Origin of the sequence: Herbiconiux sp. L3-i23 (genome assembly GCF_023734115.1) — a bacterium.
In the GTDB taxonomy this organism is placed as follows: Bacteria; Actinomycetota; Actinomycetes; order Actinomycetales; family Microbacteriaceae; genus Naasia.
Window position 1 is genome coordinate 1,660,888 of the sequence record NZ_AP025737.1, and the last position, 21,408, is coordinate 1,682,295.

20 protein-coding genes are annotated in these 21,408 nt (G+C 70.5%); 5 read left to right on the plus strand and 15 right to left on the minus strand.

The window, feature by feature from the left end:
* The first annotated feature begins 19 nt into the window (after nucleotides 1-19).
* Nucleotides 20-1,873 carry a choice-of-anchor I family protein gene (locus NGH83_RS07805; RefSeq protein ID WP_251855705.1) on the plus strand — a complete coding sequence of 618 codons (1,854 nt, stop codon included), beginning with the start codon at nucleotides 20-22 and terminating at the stop codon, nucleotides 1,871-1,873.
* 200 nt (nucleotides 1,874-2,073) lie between these two features.
* The gene (locus NGH83_RS07810) at nucleotides 2,074-2,619 is read left to right on the plus strand and encodes a DoxX family membrane protein (protein ID WP_251855706.1); all 546 of its coding nucleotides are present in this window, start codon (nucleotides 2,074-2,076) and stop codon (nucleotides 2,617-2,619) included.
* An 86-nt stretch (nucleotides 2,620-2,705) separates the two neighbouring features.
* Here the strand turns inward: NGH83_RS07810 and nusB are convergent, their stop codons facing one another.
* From nusB to NGH83_RS07885, 15 genes are all read right to left on the minus strand, one after another.
* Nucleotides 2,706-3,122: a transcription antitermination factor NusB gene (nusB, locus tag NGH83_RS07815; RefSeq protein ID WP_251855707.1), complete on the minus strand. Its 417-nt coding sequence runs from the start codon at nucleotides 3,120-3,122 to the stop codon at nucleotides 2,706-2,708.
* A gap of 1 nt (nucleotide 3,123) precedes the next feature.
* Nucleotides 3,124-3,687 carry an elongation factor P gene (gene efp / locus NGH83_RS07820; RefSeq protein ID WP_251855708.1) on the minus strand — a complete coding sequence of 188 codons (564 nt, stop codon included), beginning with the start codon at nucleotides 3,685-3,687 and terminating at the stop codon, nucleotides 3,124-3,126.
* Between the two features lie 101 nt (nucleotides 3,688-3,788).
* Entirely contained in the window at nucleotides 3,789-4,226 is a 438-nt protein-coding gene (gene aroQ, locus NGH83_RS07825; RefSeq protein WP_251855709.1) for a type II 3-dehydroquinate dehydratase, read from the minus strand.
* A gap of 49 nt (nucleotides 4,227-4,275) precedes the next feature.
* Nucleotides 4,276-6,900 (minus strand): RCC1 domain-containing protein, encoded by a 2,625-nt coding sequence (locus NGH83_RS07830; protein WP_251855710.1) that lies wholly within the window; start codon nucleotides 6,898-6,900, stop codon nucleotides 4,276-4,278.
* A gap of 170 nt (nucleotides 6,901-7,070) precedes the next feature.
* Nucleotides 7,071-8,147, minus strand: a complete 1,077-nt coding sequence (aroB, locus tag NGH83_RS07835; RefSeq protein WP_251855711.1) for a 3-dehydroquinate synthase — start codon at nucleotides 8,145-8,147, stop codon at nucleotides 7,071-7,073.
* Nucleotides 8,144-8,656, minus strand: a complete 513-nt coding sequence (locus tag NGH83_RS07840) for a shikimate kinase (RefSeq protein ID WP_251855712.1) — start codon at nucleotides 8,654-8,656, stop codon at nucleotides 8,144-8,146. The genes aroB and NGH83_RS07840 overlap by 4 nt, the downstream gene beginning before the upstream one ends.
* Nucleotides 8,649-9,887 carry a chorismate synthase gene (aroC, locus tag NGH83_RS07845; RefSeq protein ID WP_251855713.1) on the minus strand — a complete coding sequence of 413 codons (1,239 nt, stop codon included), beginning with the start codon at nucleotides 9,885-9,887 and terminating at the stop codon, nucleotides 8,649-8,651. Before aroC ends, NGH83_RS07840 begins: the two co-directional genes overlap by 8 nt.
* 10 nt (nucleotides 9,888-9,897) lie before the next feature.
* Complete coding sequence (locus tag NGH83_RS07850) at nucleotides 9,898-10,749, minus strand: shikimate dehydrogenase (protein ID WP_251855714.1); 852 nt, start codon at nucleotides 10,747-10,749, stop codon at nucleotides 9,898-9,900.
* Entirely contained in the window at nucleotides 10,746-12,065 is a 1,320-nt protein-coding gene (gene mltG / locus NGH83_RS07855; protein ID WP_251855715.1) for an endolytic transglycosylase MltG, read from the minus strand. Before mltG ends, NGH83_RS07850 begins: the two co-directional genes overlap by 4 nt.
* A gap of 11 nt (nucleotides 12,066-12,076) precedes the next feature.
* Nucleotides 12,077-12,538 carry a Holliday junction resolvase RuvX gene (gene ruvX, locus NGH83_RS07860; RefSeq protein WP_251855716.1) on the minus strand — a complete coding sequence of 154 codons (462 nt, stop codon included), beginning with the start codon at nucleotides 12,536-12,538 and terminating at the stop codon, nucleotides 12,077-12,079.
* A 2-nt stretch (nucleotides 12,539-12,540) separates the two neighbouring features.
* On the minus strand, nucleotides 12,541-15,192 hold the full coding sequence (gene alaS, locus NGH83_RS07865; protein ID WP_251855717.1) for an alanine--tRNA ligase: 2,652 nt from the start codon (nucleotides 15,190-15,192) through the stop codon (nucleotides 12,541-12,543).
* A gap of 117 nt (nucleotides 15,193-15,309) precedes the next feature.
* The gene (locus tag NGH83_RS07870; protein WP_251855718.1) at nucleotides 15,310-15,519 is read right to left on the minus strand and encodes a hypothetical protein; all 210 of its coding nucleotides are present in this window, start codon (nucleotides 15,517-15,519) and stop codon (nucleotides 15,310-15,312) included.
* A gap of 53 nt (nucleotides 15,520-15,572) precedes the next feature.
* Entirely contained in the window at nucleotides 15,573-15,971 is a 399-nt protein-coding gene (locus NGH83_RS07875) for a DUF948 domain-containing protein (protein WP_251855719.1), read from the minus strand.
* Nucleotides 15,972-16,109: 138 nt separating this feature from the next.
* Nucleotides 16,110-16,739, minus strand: a complete 630-nt coding sequence (rpsD, locus tag NGH83_RS07880) for a 30S ribosomal protein S4 (RefSeq protein ID WP_251855720.1) — start codon at nucleotides 16,737-16,739, stop codon at nucleotides 16,110-16,112.
* Nucleotides 16,740-16,959: 220 nt separating this feature from the next.
* Nucleotides 16,960-18,408, minus strand: a complete 1,449-nt coding sequence (locus tag NGH83_RS07885; RefSeq protein ID WP_251858484.1) for a replication-associated recombination protein A — start codon at nucleotides 18,406-18,408, stop codon at nucleotides 16,960-16,962.
* 151 nt (nucleotides 18,409-18,559) lie between these two features.
* Between NGH83_RS07885 and NGH83_RS07890 the strand changes: the two genes are divergently transcribed.
* The 3 genes from NGH83_RS07890 (at nucleotide 18,560) to NGH83_RS07900 (ending at nucleotide 21,353) form a co-directional block, all read left to right on the plus strand.
* Complete coding sequence (locus NGH83_RS07890) at nucleotides 18,560-19,342, plus strand: peptidylprolyl isomerase (protein ID WP_251855721.1); 783 nt, start codon at nucleotides 18,560-18,562, stop codon at nucleotides 19,340-19,342.
* 151 nt (nucleotides 19,343-19,493) lie between these two features.
* Complete coding sequence (locus NGH83_RS07895) at nucleotides 19,494-20,723, plus strand: DUF349 domain-containing protein (protein ID WP_251855722.1); 1,230 nt, start codon at nucleotides 19,494-19,496, stop codon at nucleotides 20,721-20,723.
* An 87-nt stretch (nucleotides 20,724-20,810) separates the two neighbouring features.
* A complete protein-coding gene (locus NGH83_RS07900) occupies nucleotides 20,811-21,353 on the plus strand; it encodes a hypothetical protein (RefSeq protein ID WP_251855723.1) in 543 nt (180 codons plus the stop codon).
* The last annotated feature ends 55 nt before the right edge of the window (nucleotides 21,354-21,408 follow it).

The following is a 21,408-nucleotide window of genomic DNA, read 5'->3' on the forward strand; positions in this document are numbered from 1 at the left end:
GCTCTTCGAAAGAGATCCCGTGCGTCTTCCCAGACCTCTCCTGCCCTTGGGCGCCGCCGCAGCGGCGTGCACCGTCGCGCTTCTCGCGCCGTTCTCCGCATCGGCGGCCATCGTGGCCGCTCCGATCGTGTACTCGGCCGACGACGCCGCGCTCTCGCTCGCGCCCATGGGGTCGTTCGACTCCGGCGAGTTCGGTGAGAGCGCCGCCGAGATCGTCGAGTACTACCCCGCAGCGAAGCGGCTGTTCGTCGTCAACGCCCTGCAGGGAGCGGCTCAGGTGCTCTCCCTCGCGAACCCGGCCGCTCCCACCGACGAGGCGCTGATCACGGTGGGCGGCATCGTCGACACCGACGGCGTCGCGATCCCCGTCGGCGCGTCGGTGAACTCGGTCTCGGTCCGCGCCGATGGCCTCGTCGCCCTCGCGGTGCAATCCGACGTGAAGACCGACGCGGGCTGGGTCGTCTTCCTCGACGGCGACTCGCTGTCCGCGCTCGGCGCGATCCGGGTCGGAGCACTGCCCGACATGGTGACCTTCACTCCCGACGGCACCCACGTCCTGGTCGCCGGCGAAGGCGAGCCGTCCGACGACTACACGATCGATCCGCTCGGCACCATCGGCATCATCGCGACCCCGGCGGGCAAGACGCTTCCCGCGGGACCGGCCACGGTCGCCGACTTCACCGCGTTCGAAGGCGCCCTTCCCCCGGGCGTGCGCGTCTTCGGCCCGAACGTCGAGGCCGACTTCTACGAGGCACGCAATCTCGAGCCCGAGTACATCGCCGTGTCGGCCGACTCGTCGACCGCCTGGGCGACGCTGCAGGAGGCGAACGCTCTGGCGACCATCGACATCGCCACGGGGACGATCACCGAGATCACCGCCCTCGGCACCAAGGATTGGTCCGACCCGGCCATCGCGGGTCTCGACCCGTCGAACGACGACAGCGGCATCGCAATCGCGAACTGGCCCGTGTTCGGCCTGTACCAGCCCGACGCGATCGCCTCCTACTCCGCCGGAACCGGCGACTACCTGGTCACGGCGAACGAGGGCGACGCCCGCGAGTGGGGGAACTACGCCGAGGATGAGCGCGTCGCGGACGTCGCGCTCTGCCCGGGCTTCCCGAATTGGACCACCGCCGACGGCACGGTCCTGACCCCCGCCGAACTGCAGGACGACGCCAACCTGGGTCGACTGAACATCTCCACCGCGAGCGGCTTCAACGCGGCCGACGGATGCTTCGAGGAGCTCTACTCGCACGGCGCCCGGTCGTTCAGCATCTGGGACGCGAACGGCGCCCTCGTGTTCGACTCGGGCAGCGACTTCGAGGAGATCACCGCGGCGGCCGTGCCGGACTTCTTCAACGCGACCAACGACGAGAACAACTTCGACAATCGCAGCGACGACAAGGGTCCTGAGCCCGAGGGCGTGGCGGTCGGTGAGGTCGACGGCCGCACCTATGCCTTCATCGGCTTCGAGCGCGTCGGCGGCGTCGCGGTCTACGACATCACCGACCCGGCTGCCCCGTCGTTCACGACCTATGTCAACAACCGCGACTTCTCCATCGACGACGTCGAGGCCGACCTCGCGCTCACCGGCGACCTCGGGCCCGAGGGACTCGCCTTCATCCCCGCCGTCGAGTCGCCCACGGGAGCCCCACTGCTCGCGGTCGGCAACGAGGTGTCGGGCACGACCACGCTGTTCGGCATCACCGCGCTGACGAGCGGCGGCGGGACGACTCCCGTGGTCGATGGACCGGTCGAGACGCTGCCGGACACCGGCTTCGACGGTGATCTCGCCGGCGCCGTCGCGGGCCTCGTCGTCCTGGCGGGAGCCGCGGCCTTCGTCGGCGCACGGAGAAGCGCCGCACGCGTCTGATCCCACGATGCACCGAACGGCGTCGTCCGGCCTCCGGGTCGGGCGGCGCCGTTCTCGTCCCGCGCCACCGCCCGAAAGTCCCGGGCGACGGCGGGACGCAGACGAGGACGACGGCCTCTGAGGCCTGGGACGGCGGGCTCCCTACCGTCGGAGACACCCCGGCGAACCCGCCGGTACGACTCCCTCGAAAGGTCCTTCCCATGTACACCTCGACCCTCCCCCGCCCCGCCGACGTCGTCGAACACCCTCGTCCGACTCCCCATGTCGAACCCGTGCGACGCGGGCTGCTCGCCACCGCGGTCGCCACCGCGCAGGGCGCCGAACAGGCGACGCTGCGCCTGCTCCGCCGCTTCGCGGCACCCGCCCTGCGCATCGCCCTCGGCGTCGTCTACCTCTGGTTCGGCGCGCTGAAGATCATCGGCGAGAGCCCCATCGCCGACCTCGTCGCCTCGATGGTGCCCTTCCTCCCCGCCGACGCCGTCGTCGTCTCCCTCGGGGTCGTCGAGGTGATCTTCGGAGCGCTGCTGTTGATCGGCAGGCTGGTGCCGTGGGTGTGCGCCGCGATCGTCGGCCACCTGCTCACGACCTTCCTCGTCGCGGTGGTGTTCCCCGCCGTCGTCTTCGTGGACGGCAACCCGCTGCTGGTCACCATGGAGGGCGAGTTCATCGCCAAGAACCTCGTGCTGATCGGCGCGGCCATGGCGGTCGCCGCCTTCTCCCGCTCGAGCCGCCGCTCAACGCGGTGACGCATCCGCGGCATCTCGCCGCTGCAGGAAAGGCTGAGAGGGGCGCCCCGGTCGGGGCGCCCCTCTTCGCACGTTCGCGGGGATACTCAGGCGGTGCGCGAGCGGGCGACCGCCGCGAGCACGCCGTGCACGAATCCGCCCGAGTCGTCGGTGCTCAGCTCCTTGGCCGCCTCGACGGCCTCGTCGATCGCGACGGCGGCGGGGATCTCGTCGTTGTAGACGAGCTCCCAGACGCCGATGCGCAGCAGCGCGCGGTCGACGGCGGGCATCCGGGCCAGCGTCCAGCCCTGCGCGTTCGACGAGATGAGCTCGTCGATCTCGGTGGCGTGGTCGCCGACCCCGTCGACGATCTCGCGGGCGTACAGCCAGCTCGCCTCGCGCTGCGGCTCGCTCGCCGCCCGCTTCGCCTCGGCCTCGAGGACCTCGGACACCGGAGTCTGACGGACATCCGCCGCGTACAGCATGTCCAGCGCGCGCTTGCGCGCCTTCGATCGGGCGCTCACGTCAGTCGTTGACGCGGCCGAGGTAGTCGCCCGTGCGGGTGTCCACCTTGACCTTGGTGCCGATGCCGACGAACAGCGGCACCTGCATCTCGTACCCGGTCTCGACCGTGGCGGGCTTGGTGCCCGCGTTGGAGCGGTCGCCCTGCAGGCCCGGCTCGGTGTACGTGATCTCGAGCACGACGGAGGCGGGAAGGTCGATGTACAGCGGGTTGCCGTTGTTCGTGGCCACGGTCACCGTCTGGTTCTCGAGCAGGAAGTTCGCCGCGTCGCCGACCGTCTCGGACGGGATGGTGATCTGGTCGTAGTCGCTCGTGTCCATGAACACGAAGCCGTCGCCGTCGCGGTACAGGTACTGGAAGTCGCGGCGGTCGACGTTCTCGATGTCGATCTTCGCGCCCGCGTTGTAGGTCTTGTCGACGACCTTGCCGGTGACGACGTTCTTCAGCTTGGTGCGCACGAACGCGCCGCCCTTGCCGGGCTTGACGTGCTGGAACTCGATCACGTTCCAGAGCTGGCCGTCGATGTTGAGCACGACGCCGTTCTTGATGTCAGCGGTAGAGGCCACGAGGAGTATCCGTTCGTTCGATCGAGAGAGGCGTTGCGCGGAACGCCCCGGAAAGTTTACGGGATGCGGGTACCGGCCGGTCGGGGCGGCCTCCGCCTCCGTCAGGCGCGACGCAGGACGGCTTCGAGGGCGAGGCGGTACGAATCGACGCCGAGCCCCGCGATCACCCCGGTCGCAACGCCGGAGATGACGCTGGTGTGCCGGAACTCCTCCCGCGCGTGCGGGTTCGACAGGTGCACCTCGACGAGCGGAAGGCCCGCGCTCGTGACGATCGAGACCGCGTCGCGCAGAGCGTAGGAGTAGTGGGTGAACGCGGCCGGGTTGAGGACGACGGGGGACGCGGTGTCGACCGCCTCGTGCAGCCAGCCGATCAGCGTCGCCTCGTCGTCGGTCTGGCGCAACTCGATCTCGGCCCGCCCGGCGGCGTCCTCGACGAGTCGAGTGCGGATGTCTTCGAGGGTCAAGGTGCCGTACACGTCGGGTTCCCGCGTGCCGAGTCGGCCGAGGTTGGGTCCGTTGAGTACGAGCACACGCGTCACGATCAGTCACCCTAGCGGGCGCAGGTCCGCGCGGCGCGGACCCTCGGGCTCAGCTGCGCGGCGCGAGGGTCACCGTGGGGCTCGCGGGCGAGCGCCACCTGGCGAGCGACTCGGTGGTCTTGATGCGGTAGTAGTACGTCGACCCCGCGCGCAGCGAGCAGGTGAGGTCGACGGTGTCGAGCTTCGCGCCGCGCGCGCAGCCGAGCGACACCGACGGGGTCGGGTTCTGCTTCGACGCGGTCGGGTAGATCACCGTCTGCGTCCACGCGTTGTTCGCGGCCGAGACGATCTGGCTCCACTGGCTGCCCGAGCAGACGACCCGTTCGACGTTCACGATCACGCAGCCCGTGCTCCACGGCTTCGGGACAGAGACGGTCGTCGCCCCCGTGATGGTGATCTTCTCGAGCCTGCCGGACACGCCGCTCACGCCGGGCACGTCCTGGTGCCGCGTCGAATCGCCGTCGATGTAGCACCACACGGATTGGTCCGCCTTGCGGGCGCACCACTTGCCGAGCAGGCCCGCCTCGACATCCACCCAAACCGCATTGTTCGAGGCGGAGGGCGTCGTCACCGTCGTACCGGTGGGAGGCCAGCAGTACAGGGTCCCGCCCTGGGTGCGCACCGCGCAGGCGACGTCGCCGACCGACACGTCTCGGATCCCGGTGACGGCGATGGCTCGGAAGGTCTTCGTCACCCCGGTCCAGCACGTCACCTTCTGATCGGTCGTGAGCGCGCAGTACTGGTCGCCCATCCCGGAGATCTGGGTCGCCCCGGAGAGCACGAGCGCGGGGGTGGTGTTCGCACCCCAGCAGTACACGGACGAGTTGCGGATCGCGCAGGAGGTGGCGTCGTTCGCGACGACCTGCGTGACGTCGCCCGATCCGGGCAGTGCGACGAGTCGGGGGTAGGCGCTGTACGCGGTCGTCGACTTCGCGACGCCGATCTGCCCCGACGTGTTCTGTCCCCAGCAGTACGCCTGCCCCGCGCTCACGGCGCAGACGTGGCTGGAGTGCGAGAGGGAGATGTCGGTGACGGTGTCGCCGAGGAGGGTGATCGTCTCGGGCGTCCAGTGCACGGCCCCGTCGTTCGAGTAGCCGGTGCCCATCAGGTGGCTCTGCCCCATGCAGCGCGCCGATCCAACCTGCTGGTTCGGGTCGGTCCCGACGATGACGCACATGGCGTAGTTGTGGGCGACGACCTTGACCATCGACTTCACCGACCCGGCCGGGTGCTGGATGAGCGAGCCCGAGTCGGGCGCGGTGCTGGTCGTGCCCGTGCCGGTGCCCCAGCAGGAGACCCCCGAACCGTCCTTGCCGTCGATGGTGGCGGCGAGGACGGCGCAGCTGGCGATCCCGCCGCGGACGATGTGCTGGATCTTCTTCCCGCTGCCGCTGACGGCGACCGTCGTCGGCGTCGCCACGACGGCGCCGCCGGCCGCGATCTGCCCGTTGGCGTTCGATCCCCAGCACTTCGCGGTGTCGCCGGCGAGCCGCACGCAGCCGCCGCCGTCCGACATGGTGATGCTCTGCACGGCGCTCGACGCCGACGTGACCGTCGTGGTGACCGGGGTGGCGGACAGCGCCGACGCGGGGGCGGCGAGTTCCGCCGACGTGTTCTGACCCCAGCAGGAGATCGTCGTCGCGGCCGCCGAGCAGATCGAGTACGGGCCTGAGGCGAGCGCCTGCTGGCCGGTCAACGACGAGACCCTCGAGACGGCCAGGGCATCCGGTTCGTCGGCGCCCTGCACCACGCCGGTGCCCTTCTGGCCCAGCTTGTTCGCGCCGACGCAGTAGACGGCGCCCTCGCTGAGCACGCACGAGTGGTTGACACCCATCGCGACGGCGCTGATCGGCAGGTCGCCGAAGGCCGCCGCGCGAACCGCGAAACCCTGGTTCGACGCGGTTCCGGTGCCGAGCTGTCCTCGGTCGCCGCGTCCCCAGCACCACATCTCGTCGAGGACGACGCACGCGCTGTCGTAGCCGACGGCGAGCGTCTGTGCGACCTGGCCGGCGGGAAGGCCCTGGACCTTGACCGGAGTGCTCCGGTTCACGGTGGTGCCGTCGCCGAGCTGCCCGAACTGGTTGCGCCCCCAGCAGTACACCGCGTCGGCGTTGACCGCGCACGCGAAGCGGTCGCCGACGGCGACGGTCGACACCTCGGACAGCCCACCGGCCACCGCGACCGGCGTCGCGCTGGAGCCGGACGCCGCGTTCCCGAGCTGCCCGAGGCCGCCCGCACCCCAACAGGAGACGCCCCGGAAGGCGTTGACCGCGCAGACCGGGCTCTCCGCCGTCGGGCCGATCGCGAGGGTCTGATTGAGCATCCGCGTCGCCGCGCTCTTGCCCGCGTCGGGGGTGCTCGTGGCGCGCCCGGAATAGACGGTCACCGGGTTGAGGAACTCCGGGGTCGAGGAACGCTCGAGTTGGTAGTCGAAGGCCCGGAGACCGTCGTTGACGGGCGAGTCGGCGGCGACGGCGGCCCAGCTCGCTTGAGCGTAGATGTCGTCGGAACTACGGGTGACCGCCAGCCCCGTCGGTGCGGGGACCGACGCGGCGCTCGCCGCGACGCCCTGCGCGTTCGGGGTGCTCGTGAAGTAGGCGCCGCTGCCGGCGACGCCGATCGGCACCGCGATGACCGCGGCGAGCAGCAGGAGCAGACCGCGCTTCAGCTGCACGGTCCGTTTCGAGTGCACGGACCTGCGCCGCGTGCGCGGACGCGTGTGCCTGTTCATACTGCTCCCCCATGCCGGTCCGCGGATGGCGGGATCCCGGCTCCGAGTGAGCGTAACGACGGCCGTGTCGGGCGCGCGAGCAGACGGCGGCCCGAACGTTCGCTAGGCGAAGGTCAGGACGCGATCTCCTGGTAGGCGGCGTACAGCAGCTGATCTTCGGGGCCCTGCAGCACGGTCGGCTTGCCGATGCCGTCGAGCACGATGAAGCGCAGCATCGAGCCGCGGGCCTTCTTGTCGCGGCGCATCGTCGCGAGCAGGGTCGCCCAGCGTCCCGCCGGGTATTCGAGCGGCAGTCCCAGCGACCCGAGGATCTCGCGGTGGCGATCGACCGCCGCGTCGTCGAGACGGCCGACGAGACGGGCGAGTTCGGCGGCGAACACCATGCCGATCGAGATCGCGGCGCCGTGACGCCACTGGTACCGCTCGGCGTGCTCGATCGCGTGTCCGAGGGTGTGGCCGTAGTTGAGGATCTCCCGTCGGCCCGCCTCGGTGAAGTCCTCGGAGACGACGTCGGCCTTGACCGCGATGGCGAGCTCGACGCAGCGGCGGAACTCCTCGCTTGTCGGGTCGGTCGCGCGCAGCGCGTCCGCCTCGATCAGGTCGAGGATCTCGGGAGCGGCGATGAAGCCGCACTTGGCGACCTCGGCGAAACCGGCGAGGATCTCGTTGCGGGGCAGCGTCTCGAGGTGGTCGAAGTCGGCGATGACCGCGGAGGGGGCGTAGAACGACCCGACGAGGTTCTTGCCCTCCGCCGTGTTGATGCCGGTCTTGCCGCCCACGGCGGCGTCGACCATGCCGAGCACCGAGGTCGGCACCTGGACGAGCTTCACGCCGCGCAGCCAGGTGGCGGCGACGAACCCGGCGAGGTCCGTGGTCGATCCCCCGCCGAACCCGATGACGGCGTCCGAGCGGGTGAAGTCGGACTGGCCGAGCACCTGCCAGCAGAACGCGGCGACCTCGACCCGCTTCGCCGCCTCCCCGTCGGGGATCTCGGCGAGCAGGACCTCGAAGCGGTCGCCGAGCGCAGCGCGCAGCGACTCGGCGCGCGCGCCGAGGGTCGGCGGGTGCACGATGAGCACCTTCCGCACCCCGCTGCCGAGCGCCTCGGCGATCGCGCCGGTGAGGCCGCGTCCGACGAGGACGTCGTAGCCGTTCTCCCCGGTGACGGGGATGCGGGTGGGCTCGGTCATCGGGTCTCCTCCAGCAGCCAGGCGACGACGCGCGCGGCGACGGTGTCCATCGGGGTGCTCGACGAATCGAAACGGCGGGTGGCGAGGGACTCGTAGAGCGGCATCCGCTGCTCCACGAGGGTGCGCCAGGCGGCGACTCCCCCGGCGGCGAGCAGCGGACGTTTGCTGCCCGAGATGCGTGCTTCGACCGCGTCGGCCGACACGGTGATCAGTGCGACGGGCAGCGCCTCGAGGTCGGCCTGCGTCCTCGGGTCGAGGACGGCGCCGCCGCCGAGCGATACGACTCCGGAACTGCGCAGCGCCTCGGCGACCTCGGTGCGTTCCCACTCGCGGAATCGGCTCTCGCCGTGCTGGGCGAAGATGTCGGCGATCGGACCGTGCTTTGCGACGATGCGGTGATCGGTGTCGACGAAGCCGACCTCGAGTCGGCGGGCGACGCGCTTGCCGACCTTGGTCTTGCCCGCGCCGGGCGGGCCGATGATGACGACCTTGGGGCGTCCGTCAGTCATTCGCTCTGCCGTCGGCGACGACCGCCGCCTCGGTCTCGAGGATGTCGGTGGTGCGCAGCGCATCGGGGATCGCGGCGAGGAACGATTCGAGGTTGCGGCGGGTCTCGGGCACGGAGTCGCCGCCGAACTTCTCGAGCACCGCGTTCGCGAGCACCAGCGCGACCATCGCCTCAGCCACGACGCCGGCCGCGGGGACCGCGCAGACATCGGAACGCTGGTGGTGCGCCGACGCCGGGTCTCCGCTGGCGATGTCGATGGTGCGCAGCGCTCGCGGCACTGTCGAGATCGGCTTCATGCCCGCACGGACGCGGAGGACGGTGCCGGTCGACATGCCCCCCTCGATGCCTCCGGCGCGGTCGGTGACGCGCGCGATGCCGTCGGCGCCGTGCACCAGTTCGTCGTGCGCCTCGGAGCCGCGACGCGTCGTCGTCAGGAAGCCGTCGCCGACCTCGACACCCTTGATCGCCTGGATGCCCATCAGCGCGCCCGCCAGTTGGGCGTCGAGCCGACGGTCGCCGTGCACGTACGAGCCGACCCCGGGCGGCATGCCGTAGGCGAGGACTTCGACCACACCACCGAGCGTGTCGCCGGCCTTCTTCGCGTCGTCGACCTCGTCGACCATGCAGGCCGACGTCGCCGCGTCGAAGCAGCGCAGCGGATCGGCGTCGATCGTCGCCACGTCGTCGGGCCCCGGCAGCACGGCGCCCTCGGGTACACGGACCGGGCCGATCGAGAGCGTGTGACTCACGAGACGCACCCCGAGCTGCTCGAGGAACGACCGCGCCACCGCGCCGAGCGCGACACGCGCCGCCGTCTCGCGGGCGCTCGCCCGCTCGAGCACCGGGCGGGCCTCGTCGAAGCCGTACTTCTGCATGCCCGTCAGATCGGCGTGCCCCGGCCGCGGCCTCGTCAACGGCGCGCCGCGACCCCGCGACTTCTCCGTCAGCGGCGTCGCCTCGGCGTTCATCACCTCGGACCACTTCGGCCACTCGGTGTTGCCCACTCGCAGCGCGACGGGGCCGCCGATGCTCACGCCCTGCACGACCCCGCCCGAGATGGCGAGCTCGTCCTGCTCGAACTTCTGACGCGACCCGCGCCCGTAGCCGAGCTTGCGGCGCGCGAGGTCGTCGCGGATGAGATCGAGCGAGACGGGCACCCCAGCGGGGAGGCCCTCGAGGATCGCGACCAGCTCAGGGCCGTGCGACTCCCCGGCGGTGAGCCAACGAAGCATACGGTCGATCCTAGACGGCGGGCGGAATCCGGCCGACGGCGGCGTCCATCGCCGCCAGCACGCGATCCTCGTCCGGGAGGGCGATGTCGACGTCGCCGCCCACGAACGCCCGGACCTGGAAGAGCGCCTGCTCGACGAGCATGTCGAGGCCGCTGACGACCACGGCGTCCGGAGCACCGGTACGCCACAGCGCGGGAAACGGACTCTCCGCGTAGGCGACGTCGAAGAGGGCGACACCCGGGCGCGGAACCGGAGCAGTCGTGATCGCGCCGCCCGGAAGCGTGCTGACCACGAGGTCGGCTGCGGTGGGCCACTCGGTGAGGGCGAGGCCGGCGGGGTGGATGTCGGCGCGAAGACCCACCTGTTCCGCGAAGCCCGCCGTCGCCGCGGCGCGTTCCGGCGAGCGGCCGACGACGCTCACCCCCTCGACGCCCATCCGGTGCAGGGCCACGAGGGCCGACCGTGCCGTCGCGCCCGTGCCGAGCAGCACCGCCTGCGAGAGTCCCGCGATCCCGCGCCGCTCGAATGCGCGGACGATGCCCGGCACGTCGGTGTTCCAGCCCTTCCGGGCGCCGTCGAGCAGCACGGTGTTGACGGCGCCGGTCACGGAGGCGACCTCGTCGACCTCGTCGAGCAGCGGGCGGATCGCCTCCTTCAGCGGCATCGTGAGCGAAAGCCCGCGCCACGACCCATCGAGGCCGCCGACGAACCCCGCCAGTTCGTGCTCATCGACCTCGTGCCGGTCGTACGACCAATCGAGCCCGAGCTCCCGGTACGCCGCAGCGTGCAGCAGCGGTGACTTCGAATGCGCGACCGGCGAGCCGAGCACCGCGAGACGCCGCCCGGCCGTGACGGCGCTCACTCGCAGTAGGCGGCGTTCGCGTCGCTCGCCGCGCACCACTCCTGCAGCCGCTCCACCGCGGCCTCGTGCTCATCCGAGGTCGCGCTGAAGACCGTCTCACCGGTCGCCAGGTCGATCGGCACGAAGAACAGCCAGTCGCCGTCGGCCGGGTGGATGGCCGCGTTCAACGCCGCCTCGCCCGGGTTGCCGATGGGGCCGACCGGCAGGCCGGGGTTCGCGTACGTGTTGTAGAGGTTGCCCGCATTCGCGCGCTCCTCGTCGGTGGTCCACACGGTGTGCGTGTTGCCGGTGCCGTAGGCGACCGTGGCGTCGGACTGCAGATTGATGCCCTGGTCGATGCGGTTGAGGAAGACGCGGGAGATCTTCGCCATGTCCTCGACGCTCGGACCGGACTCGCGCTGCACGATCGAGGCGAGCACCACGGTCGTCCAGCGCTGCTCGGGCGCGACGCCGAGGCCGTCGAGCACCTCGAAGCTGCGGTTCACCATCTGCTGCAGCGCATCGCGAGGCGCGGTTCCCGGATCGAACTGGTAGGTGGCCGGGAAGAGGAAGCCCTCGAGGGTGGTCGCCTCGGCGGGGAGGCCGAAGGAGGCGGGATCGGCACTCGCGGCCTGAACCTCCTCCACGGAGACCTGCAGGGCGCTCGCGAGCGAGACCTGGATGTCGGGCAGCGCCTCGCCCTCGATGACGAGGACCTCGTTCTCGAGCCGGTTCGCCGGGTCGAGCAGCGCGTCGAGCGCCGCCTGGGCGCTCATCTTCTGCTTCAGCTGGTAGGCGCCGGGAAGGAAGGTGACCTCGCCCTCCTGCTGCAAAAGGAGGTCGTAGAACGCCTCGAACGTCTTCGTGACGCCCGCCTGCTGGAGGGTGACCGCCACGTCCTGGCCGATGTCGCCATCGCGGATGAGGACCATCGCCTCGCCCTCACCGCCGCCCGTGTAGTCGAGCTCTTCGGGGCCCGCGAGGAGCTCCTGCACCCGCGACGGCCAGTCGGGGACGATCAGGAACGCGGCGGCGGCGCCACCGCCGCCGATGACAAGCAGCGCGACGAGCGGGGTGATGACCCAGGGCAACCAGCGGCGACGGCGTTTCGGCGGCCGGTCGGGCGTGAAGCCGAAGCTCGCCGACTCCTCGAGTCGGCGTCCGGTCGAGCGCACCGCCTCCTGCTCGCGCAGTTCACGACGCGACGTCGCGACGTGACCGGCGGGGACTGTCTCGCGTTCGCGGGCCCCCTCGGTGCCGAGCAGCTCGCTCCAGGTCGGCGGAGTGATCTCAGTACGGTCGTCGTCGTTCCCGTGCTGTGGTGGATTCTCTGCCACGTAAGCAACTCTCAGTCTGGCTCGGCGAGGCGACCGGGGAGCGCTCCACCGGCGCGCTCGGAGTCGAGGGCGTGTTGCAGAAGTATAACGGCGGCCACCTGGTCCACGACGGAACGCGACGAGCGTGTGTTGCGCCCCGACTTGTGCAGCGCCGATTGCGCCGCCACCGTGCTGAGGCGCTCGTCGATGAGTCGGACGGGGACGCTCGACGCCCGCGCGATCGCGTCGGCGACGGCCCGCGCGTCGGCGGTCGACGGCGTGTCGGCTCCCGACAGCGAGATCGGCAGGCCGACCACGATCTCGATCGCCTCCCGTTCGGTCGCCTCGGCCACGATCCGCGTCACCACCGGTGCGATCTCGTCGGCGCGCGCGATCGTCTCGACCGGCGAGGCGAGGTAGCCGTAGGGATCGGATGCGGCGAGACCGACCCGGACCTTGCCGACGTCGACCCCGATGCGAACGCCGTGCCGCACGGTCAGCCCCGCAGGCCGGCGAGCACCGCGTCGAGCGCGGCGGGGATCGCCGCGAGGTCGGCGCCGCCGCCCTGGGCGAGATCGTCCTTGCCGCCACCGCCGCCGCCGAGCACTCCGGCGGCCGCCTTGGCGAGCGCTCCGGCCTTCGCGCCGGCGGCGCGAGCGTCGGGCGTCGTCGCGACGATGACCGCGGGCTTGCCGGAGACGGCGGCCGCGAGGGCGACGACCGCGCTGCCGCCGAGGCGCTCCCGGACCGTGGTCGCGAGCGAGCGGAGCTCGTCGCCGGTGCGGAGGGCGCCGACGGACTGCGCGACGACGGTGTAGCGACCGATGTCGGTCGCTGTCTCGAGCAGCGCGGGCACCTTGCCGGCGAGGGCCTGACGCTCGAATTCGGCGATGCGGCGCTCGGCGGCCTTCAGGTTCGACATGAGGTCCGCGATGCGGTTCGTGATCTGGTCGCGCGGGGCCTTGAGGTCGGTCGTGAGCCGGTTCACGATCGCGCGTTCCGCGGCGAAGTCGCGGAACGCGTCGGGGCCGACGAGCGACTCGACTCGCCGGTTCGTCGATCCGACCGAGGACTCTCCGACCAGGTTGATGAGACCGACACCGGCACTCGAGAGCACGTGGGTGCCGCCGCAGAGCTCGCGCGACCAGGGACCGCCGATGTCGACCATGCGTACGGTGTCGCCGTACTTCTCGCCGAAGAGGGCCATCGCGCCGAGCGCCTTGGCCTCGTCGATCGGAAGGATGCGGGTGACGACCTCGTAGTCCTGCTGGATGGCGTCGTTCGCGACGGTCTCGATCTCGCTGCGGGTCTCGGGCGAGAGGGCCTTGTTCCAGCTGAAGTCGAGCCGCATGTAGCCCGCCTTGTTGTACGAACCCGACTGATGCGCTTCGGGGCCGAGGATCTGACGGAGGGCGGCGTGGATGAGGTGCGTCGCGGTGTGCGCCTGGGTCGCGCCCTTGCGCCACACCGGATCGACGATCGTGGTCGCCGCGTCGCCCACGGCGACCTCGCCCGACTTCACCAGGACGGTGTGCGAGATGAGGCCCTTCACCGGGCGCTGAACGTCTTCGACCTCGAGCTCGAAGCCGACACCGATGATGCTGCCCGCGTCGGCCTCCTGACCACCGGACTCGGGATAGAGGGAGGTCTCGGCGAGGATCACCTCGACGGTCTGACCGGCCGACGCGACGGGCACGGAGACGCCGTCGCGCAGGATGCCGAGCACGCTCGTCTCGGTCTGCAGATACTCGTAACCGGTGAACTCGGTCTCGCCGGCGGCGCGGAACTCGCCGTACACGGACAGGTCGGCGATGGCCTTCTTCTTCGCCTTCGCGTCGGCCTTCGCGCGGGCACGCTGGTCGGCCATCAGACGGTCGAACGCGTTGCGGTCGACGCTCAGCCCGGCCTCGTCGGCCATCTCGAGGGTGAGGTCGATCGGGAAGCCGTAGGTGTCGTGCAGCAGGAACGCGGTGTCGCCCGGGAGCTGGCTGCTGCCCGAATCCTTCGTCTTGGACACGGCGACGTCGAGGATCGTGGTGCCGCCCGCGAGGGTGCGCAGGAAGGTCTCCTCCTCGCCGACCGCGGTGCGGGAGATGCGGTCGTAGTCGGAGTTCACCTCGGGATACGCGGTCTTCATCGCGTCGCGTGACGCGGCGAACAGCTCGGGGAACGTGGGCTCCTCGACGCCGAGCAGCCGCATGGCACGCACGGTGCGGCGCATCAGGCGGCGCAGGATGTAGCCGCGTCCCTCGTTGCCGGGCACGACGCCGTCGGCCATCAGCATCAGGGCGCTGCGCACGTGGTCGGCGACGACGCGCATCCGCACGTCGTGCTCGTGGTCGGCGCCGTAGCGGCGTCCCGACAGCTCGGCCGCCAGATCGAGCACGGGGCGCACCTGGTCGATCTCGTACAGGTTGTCGACACCCTGCTTGAGGAACGCGACCCGCTCGAGCCCCATGCCGGTGTCGATGTTCTTGCGGGGCAGCTCCCCCGCGATGTCGAAGTCGGTCTTCGACCGCACGTCGCTCAGCAGGTACTGCATGAAGACGAGGTTCCAGATCTCGATGTAGCGGTCCTCGTCCGCCTCGGGGCCGCCCTCGACGCCGTAGGCGGGGCCGCGGTCGAAGTAGATCTCGGAGCAGGGGCCGCCGGGGCCCGGCTGTCCGGTGTTCCAGTAGTTGTCCGCCTTGCCGCGGTGCTGGATCCGGCTCTCGGGAACGCCCTGCTTACGCCACAGGTCGAACGCCTCCTGGTCGTCCTGGTAGACGGTGACCCAGAGGTCCTTCTCGGGGAAGCCGAGTCCCCCATCCGACTCGGGCGTGGTGAGCAGCTCCCAGGCGTAGCCGATGGCGCCTTCCTTGAAGTAGTCGCCGAAGGAGAAGTTGCCGTTCATCTGGAAGAACGTGCCGTGGCGGGTGGTCTTGCCGACCTCGTCGATGTCGAGAGTGCGGATGCACTTCTGCACGCTCGTCGCGCGCGGGTAGGGCGCGGGCACGACGCCCGTCAGGTACGGGATGAACGGCACCATCCCCGCGACGGTGAAGAGCAGGGAGGGGTCGTCGCTGACGAGCGAGGCCGACGGCACGACCGTGTGACCTCGCTCACCGAAGAAGTCGAGCCAACGGCGGCGGATTTCGGCAGTCTGCATGGGACCTTCGTCGTCTTTCCGCTCCCGGCGCGGCGCTGACGCCGCATGCCGGAAGACGTGGGAATGGTGCGAAAACGGACGGGCCGGTTCATCGACCCGCCCGACGACCTATGGATTCTACTTGCGAAGCGCGTCGTCGGCCTTGCCGATGGCGGCGCGGAGCTCCGCCTGACGCTCGTGATAGCTCGCGGCCACCGCGTCGCCGAACTCCTTCGCGCGGGCGTCGATGCTCGCAACGAGCTCCTTGCCCCGAGGGGTCTCGGCGAAACGCTTGGCGACGACGTAGCCGACGGCGGCACCGAGCACGAGCCACAACAGTTTCTTCACGCGGAGATCTCCTCGCATCGAGCGGTCCGGGATGGACCTGTCCGGCGGCCAGCCTACTTCTTCGCCCGCTTGCCGCCCTTGACGGTCTCCTCGGCCTTCTTCGCCCCGCGGAGGCCGACGATTCCGGCGCGGACGGCCGCGCTGAAGCCGGCGAGCTTGATGAGCGGGCCGCCGACCGATGCGGCGAAGAGGGCGACGAGTGCGGACACGTTGCCGCTGACCTCTGCCACGTTGGAGGTGATCGTGTCGACTCGTGCGAGCTGGCCGTTGGCCTGCTTGATGGTCTCGGTGGTCTCCTCGAGGATCGGCGTGATCCCGTCGGTGGCCTCCTTGATCGACGCCGTCGTCTGATCGAACACCTTGCCGAGCTTCAGCAGCGGCACCGCGATCAGCGCGACGAGGATCGCGAACACACCCGCAGCGATCAGTCCTGCGATATCCCCACCGGTCATGTCTCCCACCCTACCGGGGCCGACTCGCCCACTTCGCCCCGTTCGCCGCTGTCACGACGGGGTGAAGCGGGCGAGTCACCCTCCTGAACGCGGAAACGCCCGCCCCCAGAGGGACGGGCGCTTCCTGCTCGCGGAGGATCAGCGGGCGGCGTAGTACTCGACGACCAGCTGGACGTCGGCGGTCACGGGGACCTCGGCGCGCAGCGGGCGGCGTACGAGGCGCGCCTGCAGCTTGTCGAGCTCGACCTCGAGGTAGCCCGGAACCTTGGGCAGGACCTCGGAGTGTCCACCGGCGGCGGCGACCTGGAAGGGCTCGAGGCCCTCGCTGCGCTCCTTGACGTGGATGAGCTGGCCCGGCTTCACGCGGAAGGACGGACGGTCGACGAGCTGGCCGTCGACGAGGATGTGGCGGTGCACGACCAGCTGACGGGCCTGCGCGGTGGTGCGGGCGAAGCCGGCACGCAGCACGAGGGCGTCGAGACGCTGCTCGAGGAGCTCGACCAGGTTCTCACCGGTCAGGCCCTGGGTGCGGCGGGCCTCGTTGAAGACGCGGCGCAGCTGCTTCTCGCGGATGCCGTACTGCTCGCGCAGACGCTGCTTCTCGCGCAGACGCACCGCGTAGTCGGAGTCGGCCTTGCGCTTGGTGCGACCGTGCTCACCGGGAGCGTAGGGACGCTTCTCCAGGTAGCGGGCGGCCTTCGGGGTGAGCGCGATGCCGAGGGCACGCGAGAGACGGACCTTGCGGCGGTCCTGTGACTTGGTAACCATGATTCCCTTCGAGAACATGAAGTAGTGCGCGCGTGAGCGCGCCGGGAAGTTGTCTGCCTCGCGCACTGCGCGAACGCAGGTGCGAAACCGATGAGGCCACGGATCCGGCCGGCTACAGGCTCGGATCCCTTTCAACCGTCTCGGTGCGCAGCCGCTCGCTCCGAAGTCGTTTCAGGCCGTCGACCACACTACCATGACCCCGGGTTCGCGCGAGGAGGCGTCAGGACCTGTCTCCGCGGACGATCTTGCGCAGCTTCTCGAGGCGCGCTGAGACGTCACGCTCGTAGCCGTTGCCGGTGGGCCGGTAGTAGTCGACGCCGCGCAGTTCGTCGGGCGGGTACTGCTGCTCGACGACGCCGTGCTCGCCGTCGTGGGCGTACTTGTAGCCCTTGCCGTGCCCGAGCCGCTTCGCGCCGGGGTAGTGCGCGTCGCGGAGGTGCTTCGGCACGCGTCCCATGCGCCCGGCCTTCACGTCGGCGATCGCCTTGTCGATCGCGAGGTACGACGCGTTCGACTTGGGCGCGGTCGCCAGGTAGGTCACGGCTTCAGCCAGCGGGATGCGCCCCTCGGGCATGCCGATGAACTGCACCGCGTCGGCGGCGGCGATGGCGATCACGAGAGCCTGCGGGTCGGCCATGCCGATGTCCTCGGAGGCGGACACGATGATCCGGCGGGCGATGAAGCGCGGGTCCTCGCCTGCCTCGATCATGCGCGCGAGGTAGTGGATCGACGCGTCGACGTCGCTGCCGCGGATCGACTTGATGAACGCGCTGATGACGTCGTAGTGCTCGTCGCCATTGCGGTCGTACCGCAGCAGAGCACGGTCGACGGCGCGCGCGACCAGCTCGGCGGTCACAACCGGCAGATCGGCGACCGGGACCGCTCCATCGCCGGCGCCGTCCCCCTCGTCATCGTCGTCGTCATCGCCCTCGTCGAGGTCGTCGTACTCGACCCCGCGCGGTTCGTCGCCCTCGATCGGCAGCGTCGAGCCCTGCTCCTGTGCGATCGAGACGGCCGAGAACGCCGCCGCCTCGAGGGCGGTCAGAGCGCGGCGGGCATCGCCCGAGGCGAGTCGGACGAGCGCGGCGCGAGCCTCGTCGTCGAGCGCGATGCGGCCCGCCAGTCCGCGCTCGTCGCCGACCGCGCGGTCGATGAGCATGCCGAGATCCTCATCGCTCAGCACCTGCAGGGTCAGCAGCAGCGAGCGGGACAGCAGAGGCGAGATCACCGAGAACGACGGATTCTCGGTCGTCGCCGCGACGAGGATCACCCACCCGTTCTCGACTCCCGGCAGGAGCGCGTCCTGCTGGGCCTTCGTGAAGCGGTGGATCTCGTCGAGGAACAGCACGGTCGAGACGCCGTAGAGGTCGCGTTGGGAATGCGCCTCCTCCATCACCTGGCGGACGTCCTTCACCCCGGCGGTCACCGCGGACAGCTCGACGAATCGACGCCCGGAGCTGTGCGCGATCGCCTGCGCGAGTGTCGTCTTGCCGGTGCCGGGAGGCCCCCAGAGGATCACCGACACGGCACCGGTCTCCCCCGTGCGGTCGCCGGCGAGGGCGACGAGGGGCGAGCCCGGACCCAGGAGGTGCTTCTGGCCGGCCACCTCGTCGAGGCTGCGCGGTCGCATGCGCACCGCGAGCGGGGTCGCCCCGCTGCGCAGGCCCATCTGACTCGTCACGCCGCCAATCGTAGGTCGGACCGCTGACACCCGCGCCCCACCTCGTCGACCGGCGGCCCGCCGCCCGGTGGGACCGTGCCCGCTCAGTAAGCTGAAGCCCGCGTCCGCCCGAGCGGAGGCTGAGGAAGGACGGTCTCAGGTGGCATCGGTGGGTCGCGAGGAGCGCGCTGCGCGGCAGCGTCTTCAGGACTATCAGGCGAAGCAGACGGTGCACTCCGAGCAGATCGGCCGTCGCCGCCGCGACAACGTCATCGCCGCGATCGTGGTCGTCGTCGTCCTCGCCGTGGCGACCACCGCCCAGGTGCTCTACTTCGAGGTCGGCCCCGGCGTTCCCGCCCCGACCCCGACGGCCAGCCCCACCCCCACCCCGACCGAGACCGCCGGCAACACCGGCGACGTGCCGAGCGCCGACATCGCCGAGGACCGCACCTGGACCGGCACGATGCAGCTCAACGACGTGTCCCTCGGCATCTCGCTCGACGGCGCGCTGGCGCCGCAGGGCGTGTCCTCGTTCATCGCGCTCGCCCAGCAGGACTTCTACACCGGCAAGAGCTGCCACCGACTCACCGATGGCGGCTTCTTCGTGCTGCAGTGCGGTTCGGTGAACGGCGACGGCACCGGCGACCCCGGGTTCCAGTTCGGACCCATCGAGAACGCGCCCGCCGAGGACTTCTACCCGGCCGGCACGATCGCCTTCGCGCGCCAATCGGGCAACGCCTACAGCAACAGCAGCCAGTTCTTCATCGTCTACGAGGACACCACCATCCCCTCGGACGAGGCCGGCGGCTACACGATCATCGGACAGGTCACGAGCGGACTCCCCGAGCTCGCGACGGCGATCACCGACGCGGGCACCGCCGATGGCGGCAATGACGGCTCCCCCGCCGTGGCCACGACGATCGGCGCCATCACCCTCCAGTGATGAGGGCGGGACGAACGGCCTTCGGTCCTCGCTTCGTCACGGTCCGATAAAGCTCCCGTGCGCAGGGACGCCGGTGCAATAGGCTGAGTCCTCGCGACCGGGCTGTTTTCGGCGCGCGTTCCGAACCAACGTCTCTCCCGAGGTGACCCGAGTGACCACCACCGACTCTGCGTCCTGGGGTCGTGTCGACCCCGAAGGAAACGTCTACGTCCGCGAAGGCGAGGGTGAGCGCCACGTCGGCCAGTATCCCGACGCCACACCAGAAGAGGCTCTCGCCTACTACGAGCGCAAGTTCGCCGACCTCGAAGGCCAGGTAAAGCTCCTCGAGCAGCGTTCGCGCGCCGGTGCGTCGGCCTCCGACATCGCGAAGGCCGTTCGCAAGCTCGACGAGACGGTGCGCACCGCGTCCGCCGTCGGCGACCTGGCGTCGCTGCAGACCCGCCTTCAGGCGCTCGGCGCCGGGGTCAGCGAGCTCACCGAGAAGCAGAGCGCCGAAGCGAAGGCGCAGCTCGAGCAGGCGGTCGCCGAGCGCGAGGCGCTGGTCGCCGAGGCCGAGGCCCTCGCAGCGGGCGACCCCGCGACCACCCAGTGGAAGCAGACGACGGCGAAGCTCGACGAGCTCTTCACTCGCTGGCAGGCTCAGCAGCACGACGGCCCCCGCCTGCCGAAGTCCACCGCCGATGCGCTGTGGAAGCGCTTCCGCGCCGCGCGCAGCACCGTCGACCACCACCGACGTGCCTTCTTCGCCGAGCTCGACAGCCAGCACCGCGAAGTCCGCGGACGCAAGAGCGAGCTCGTCGACCGCGCCGAGGCGCTGGTCGGCAAGGGCGCACAGGGCATCCCCGCCTACCGCGACCTCCTCGACGAGTGGAAGGGCGCCGGCCGCGCCGGCAAGAAGCAGGACGACGCCCTCTGGGCGCGGTTCAAGGCGGCGGGCGACGCTCTCTTCGCTGCGAAGGCCGAGGTCGACGCCGCCGAGAACGTCGAGTTCTCGGCGAACCTCGAACAGAAGCTCGCACTGCTCGACGAGGCGGAGCCGCTGCTCACCGTCACCGACCCGGCCGCCGCCCGCGAGCGGCTGACCTCGATCCAGCGCCGTTGGGACGAGATCGGCAAGGTGCCGAAGGACCAGATGCGCGTCGTCAACGACCGCCTCCGCAAGGTCGAGAACGCGGTGAAGGGTCTCGAGGACGAGCACTGGCGCCGGTCGAACCCCGAGAAGAAGGCCCGTTCGCAGGGTCTCGCGTCGCAGCTCGAGCAGGCCATCGAGAAGCTCGAAGCCGATATCGCCGCGGCGAAGGAGTCCGGCGACCGGCGCAAGCAGGCCGAGGCCGAGGAAGCCCTCGCGGCGCGCAAGATCTGGCTCGACGCACTCGGCTGAGTCCACAGGCGCTGATGCGGCTGGAAGTTCTCCACAGATCGCGCGCTCACCGGATCGCACCGGACGGCATCGGATGATGCTTGTCCTGTGCGAGTCCCCGACGTCCTGACCGAGAACGACTTCGCTATCGCGGAGCTCTGCGCCCTGCGGCTCGACGGCGGCGCGATCGCCCGCGGCGACGGGTACCTCGCCGTGGACGCGATCGAGGATCCCGCACTGCGCGCCGCGACGTTGGCGTCGAGCATTCCGGCCCCGCGCGTCGCGGACCGGGCGACGGCCGCGTGGATCTGGGGCGCACGCGTCGCGATCCCCCGGCCGATCGAAGTGTGCGTCGGCCGCGGACTGTCGAACAAGGTCGACGCGCTGCGCGGCATGCAGCTGCGCGAGGCGACTCTCGCCTCTCACGACACGGTCGAGCTCGGCGGTATCGCGGTCACGACGCCGCGTCGCACGGCCCTTGACCTGCTGCGCGGCCCGGCCTACTCCCCCGCCACCGAGGAGACGGTGAGGGCGCTACTGCGGATGGACGGGTCGAGCATCGCCGACCTCCTCCCCGACCTGACCGAGACGCGGTTCCAGCGCGAGCGCATCCGAGCTCGGGAACGGATGCGCCAGCTGGGCGCGGCGTAGCGATGGTCTCGATGCGCTCCGCTTACTCGACCCGTCTCGATACGCTCGTTCCTCG

Coding starts and splice junctions, on each gene's coding strand:
- NGH83_RS07810 (WP_251855706.1), top strand. CDS start 2,074: ATGTACACCTCGACCCTCCCCCGCCCCGCCGACGTCGTCGAACACCCT.
- aroB (WP_251855711.1), bottom strand. CDS start 8,147: ATGACCGAGCCCACCCGCATCCCCGTCACCGGGGAGAACGGCTACGAC.
- NGH83_RS07840 (WP_251855712.1), bottom strand. CDS start 8,656: ATGACTGACGGACGCCCCAAGGTCGTCATCATCGGCCCGCCCGGCGCG.
- aroC (WP_251855713.1), bottom strand. CDS start 9,887: ATGCTTCGTTGGCTCACCGCCGGGGAGTCGCACGGCCCTGAGCTGGTC.
- alaS (WP_251855717.1), bottom strand. CDS start 15,192: ATGCAGACTGCCGAAATCCGCCGCCGTTGGCTCGACTTCTTCGGTGAG.
- NGH83_RS07875 (WP_251855719.1), bottom strand. CDS start 15,971: ATGACCGGTGGGGATATCGCAGGACTGATCGCTGCGGGTGTGTTCGCG.
- rpsD (WP_251855720.1), bottom strand. CDS start 16,739: ATGGTTACCAAGTCACAGGACCGCCGCAAGGTCCGTCTCTCGCGTGCC.
- NGH83_RS07885 (WP_251858484.1), bottom strand. CDS start 18,408: ATGGGCCTGCGCAGCGGGGCGACCCCGCTCGCGGTGCGCATGCGACCG.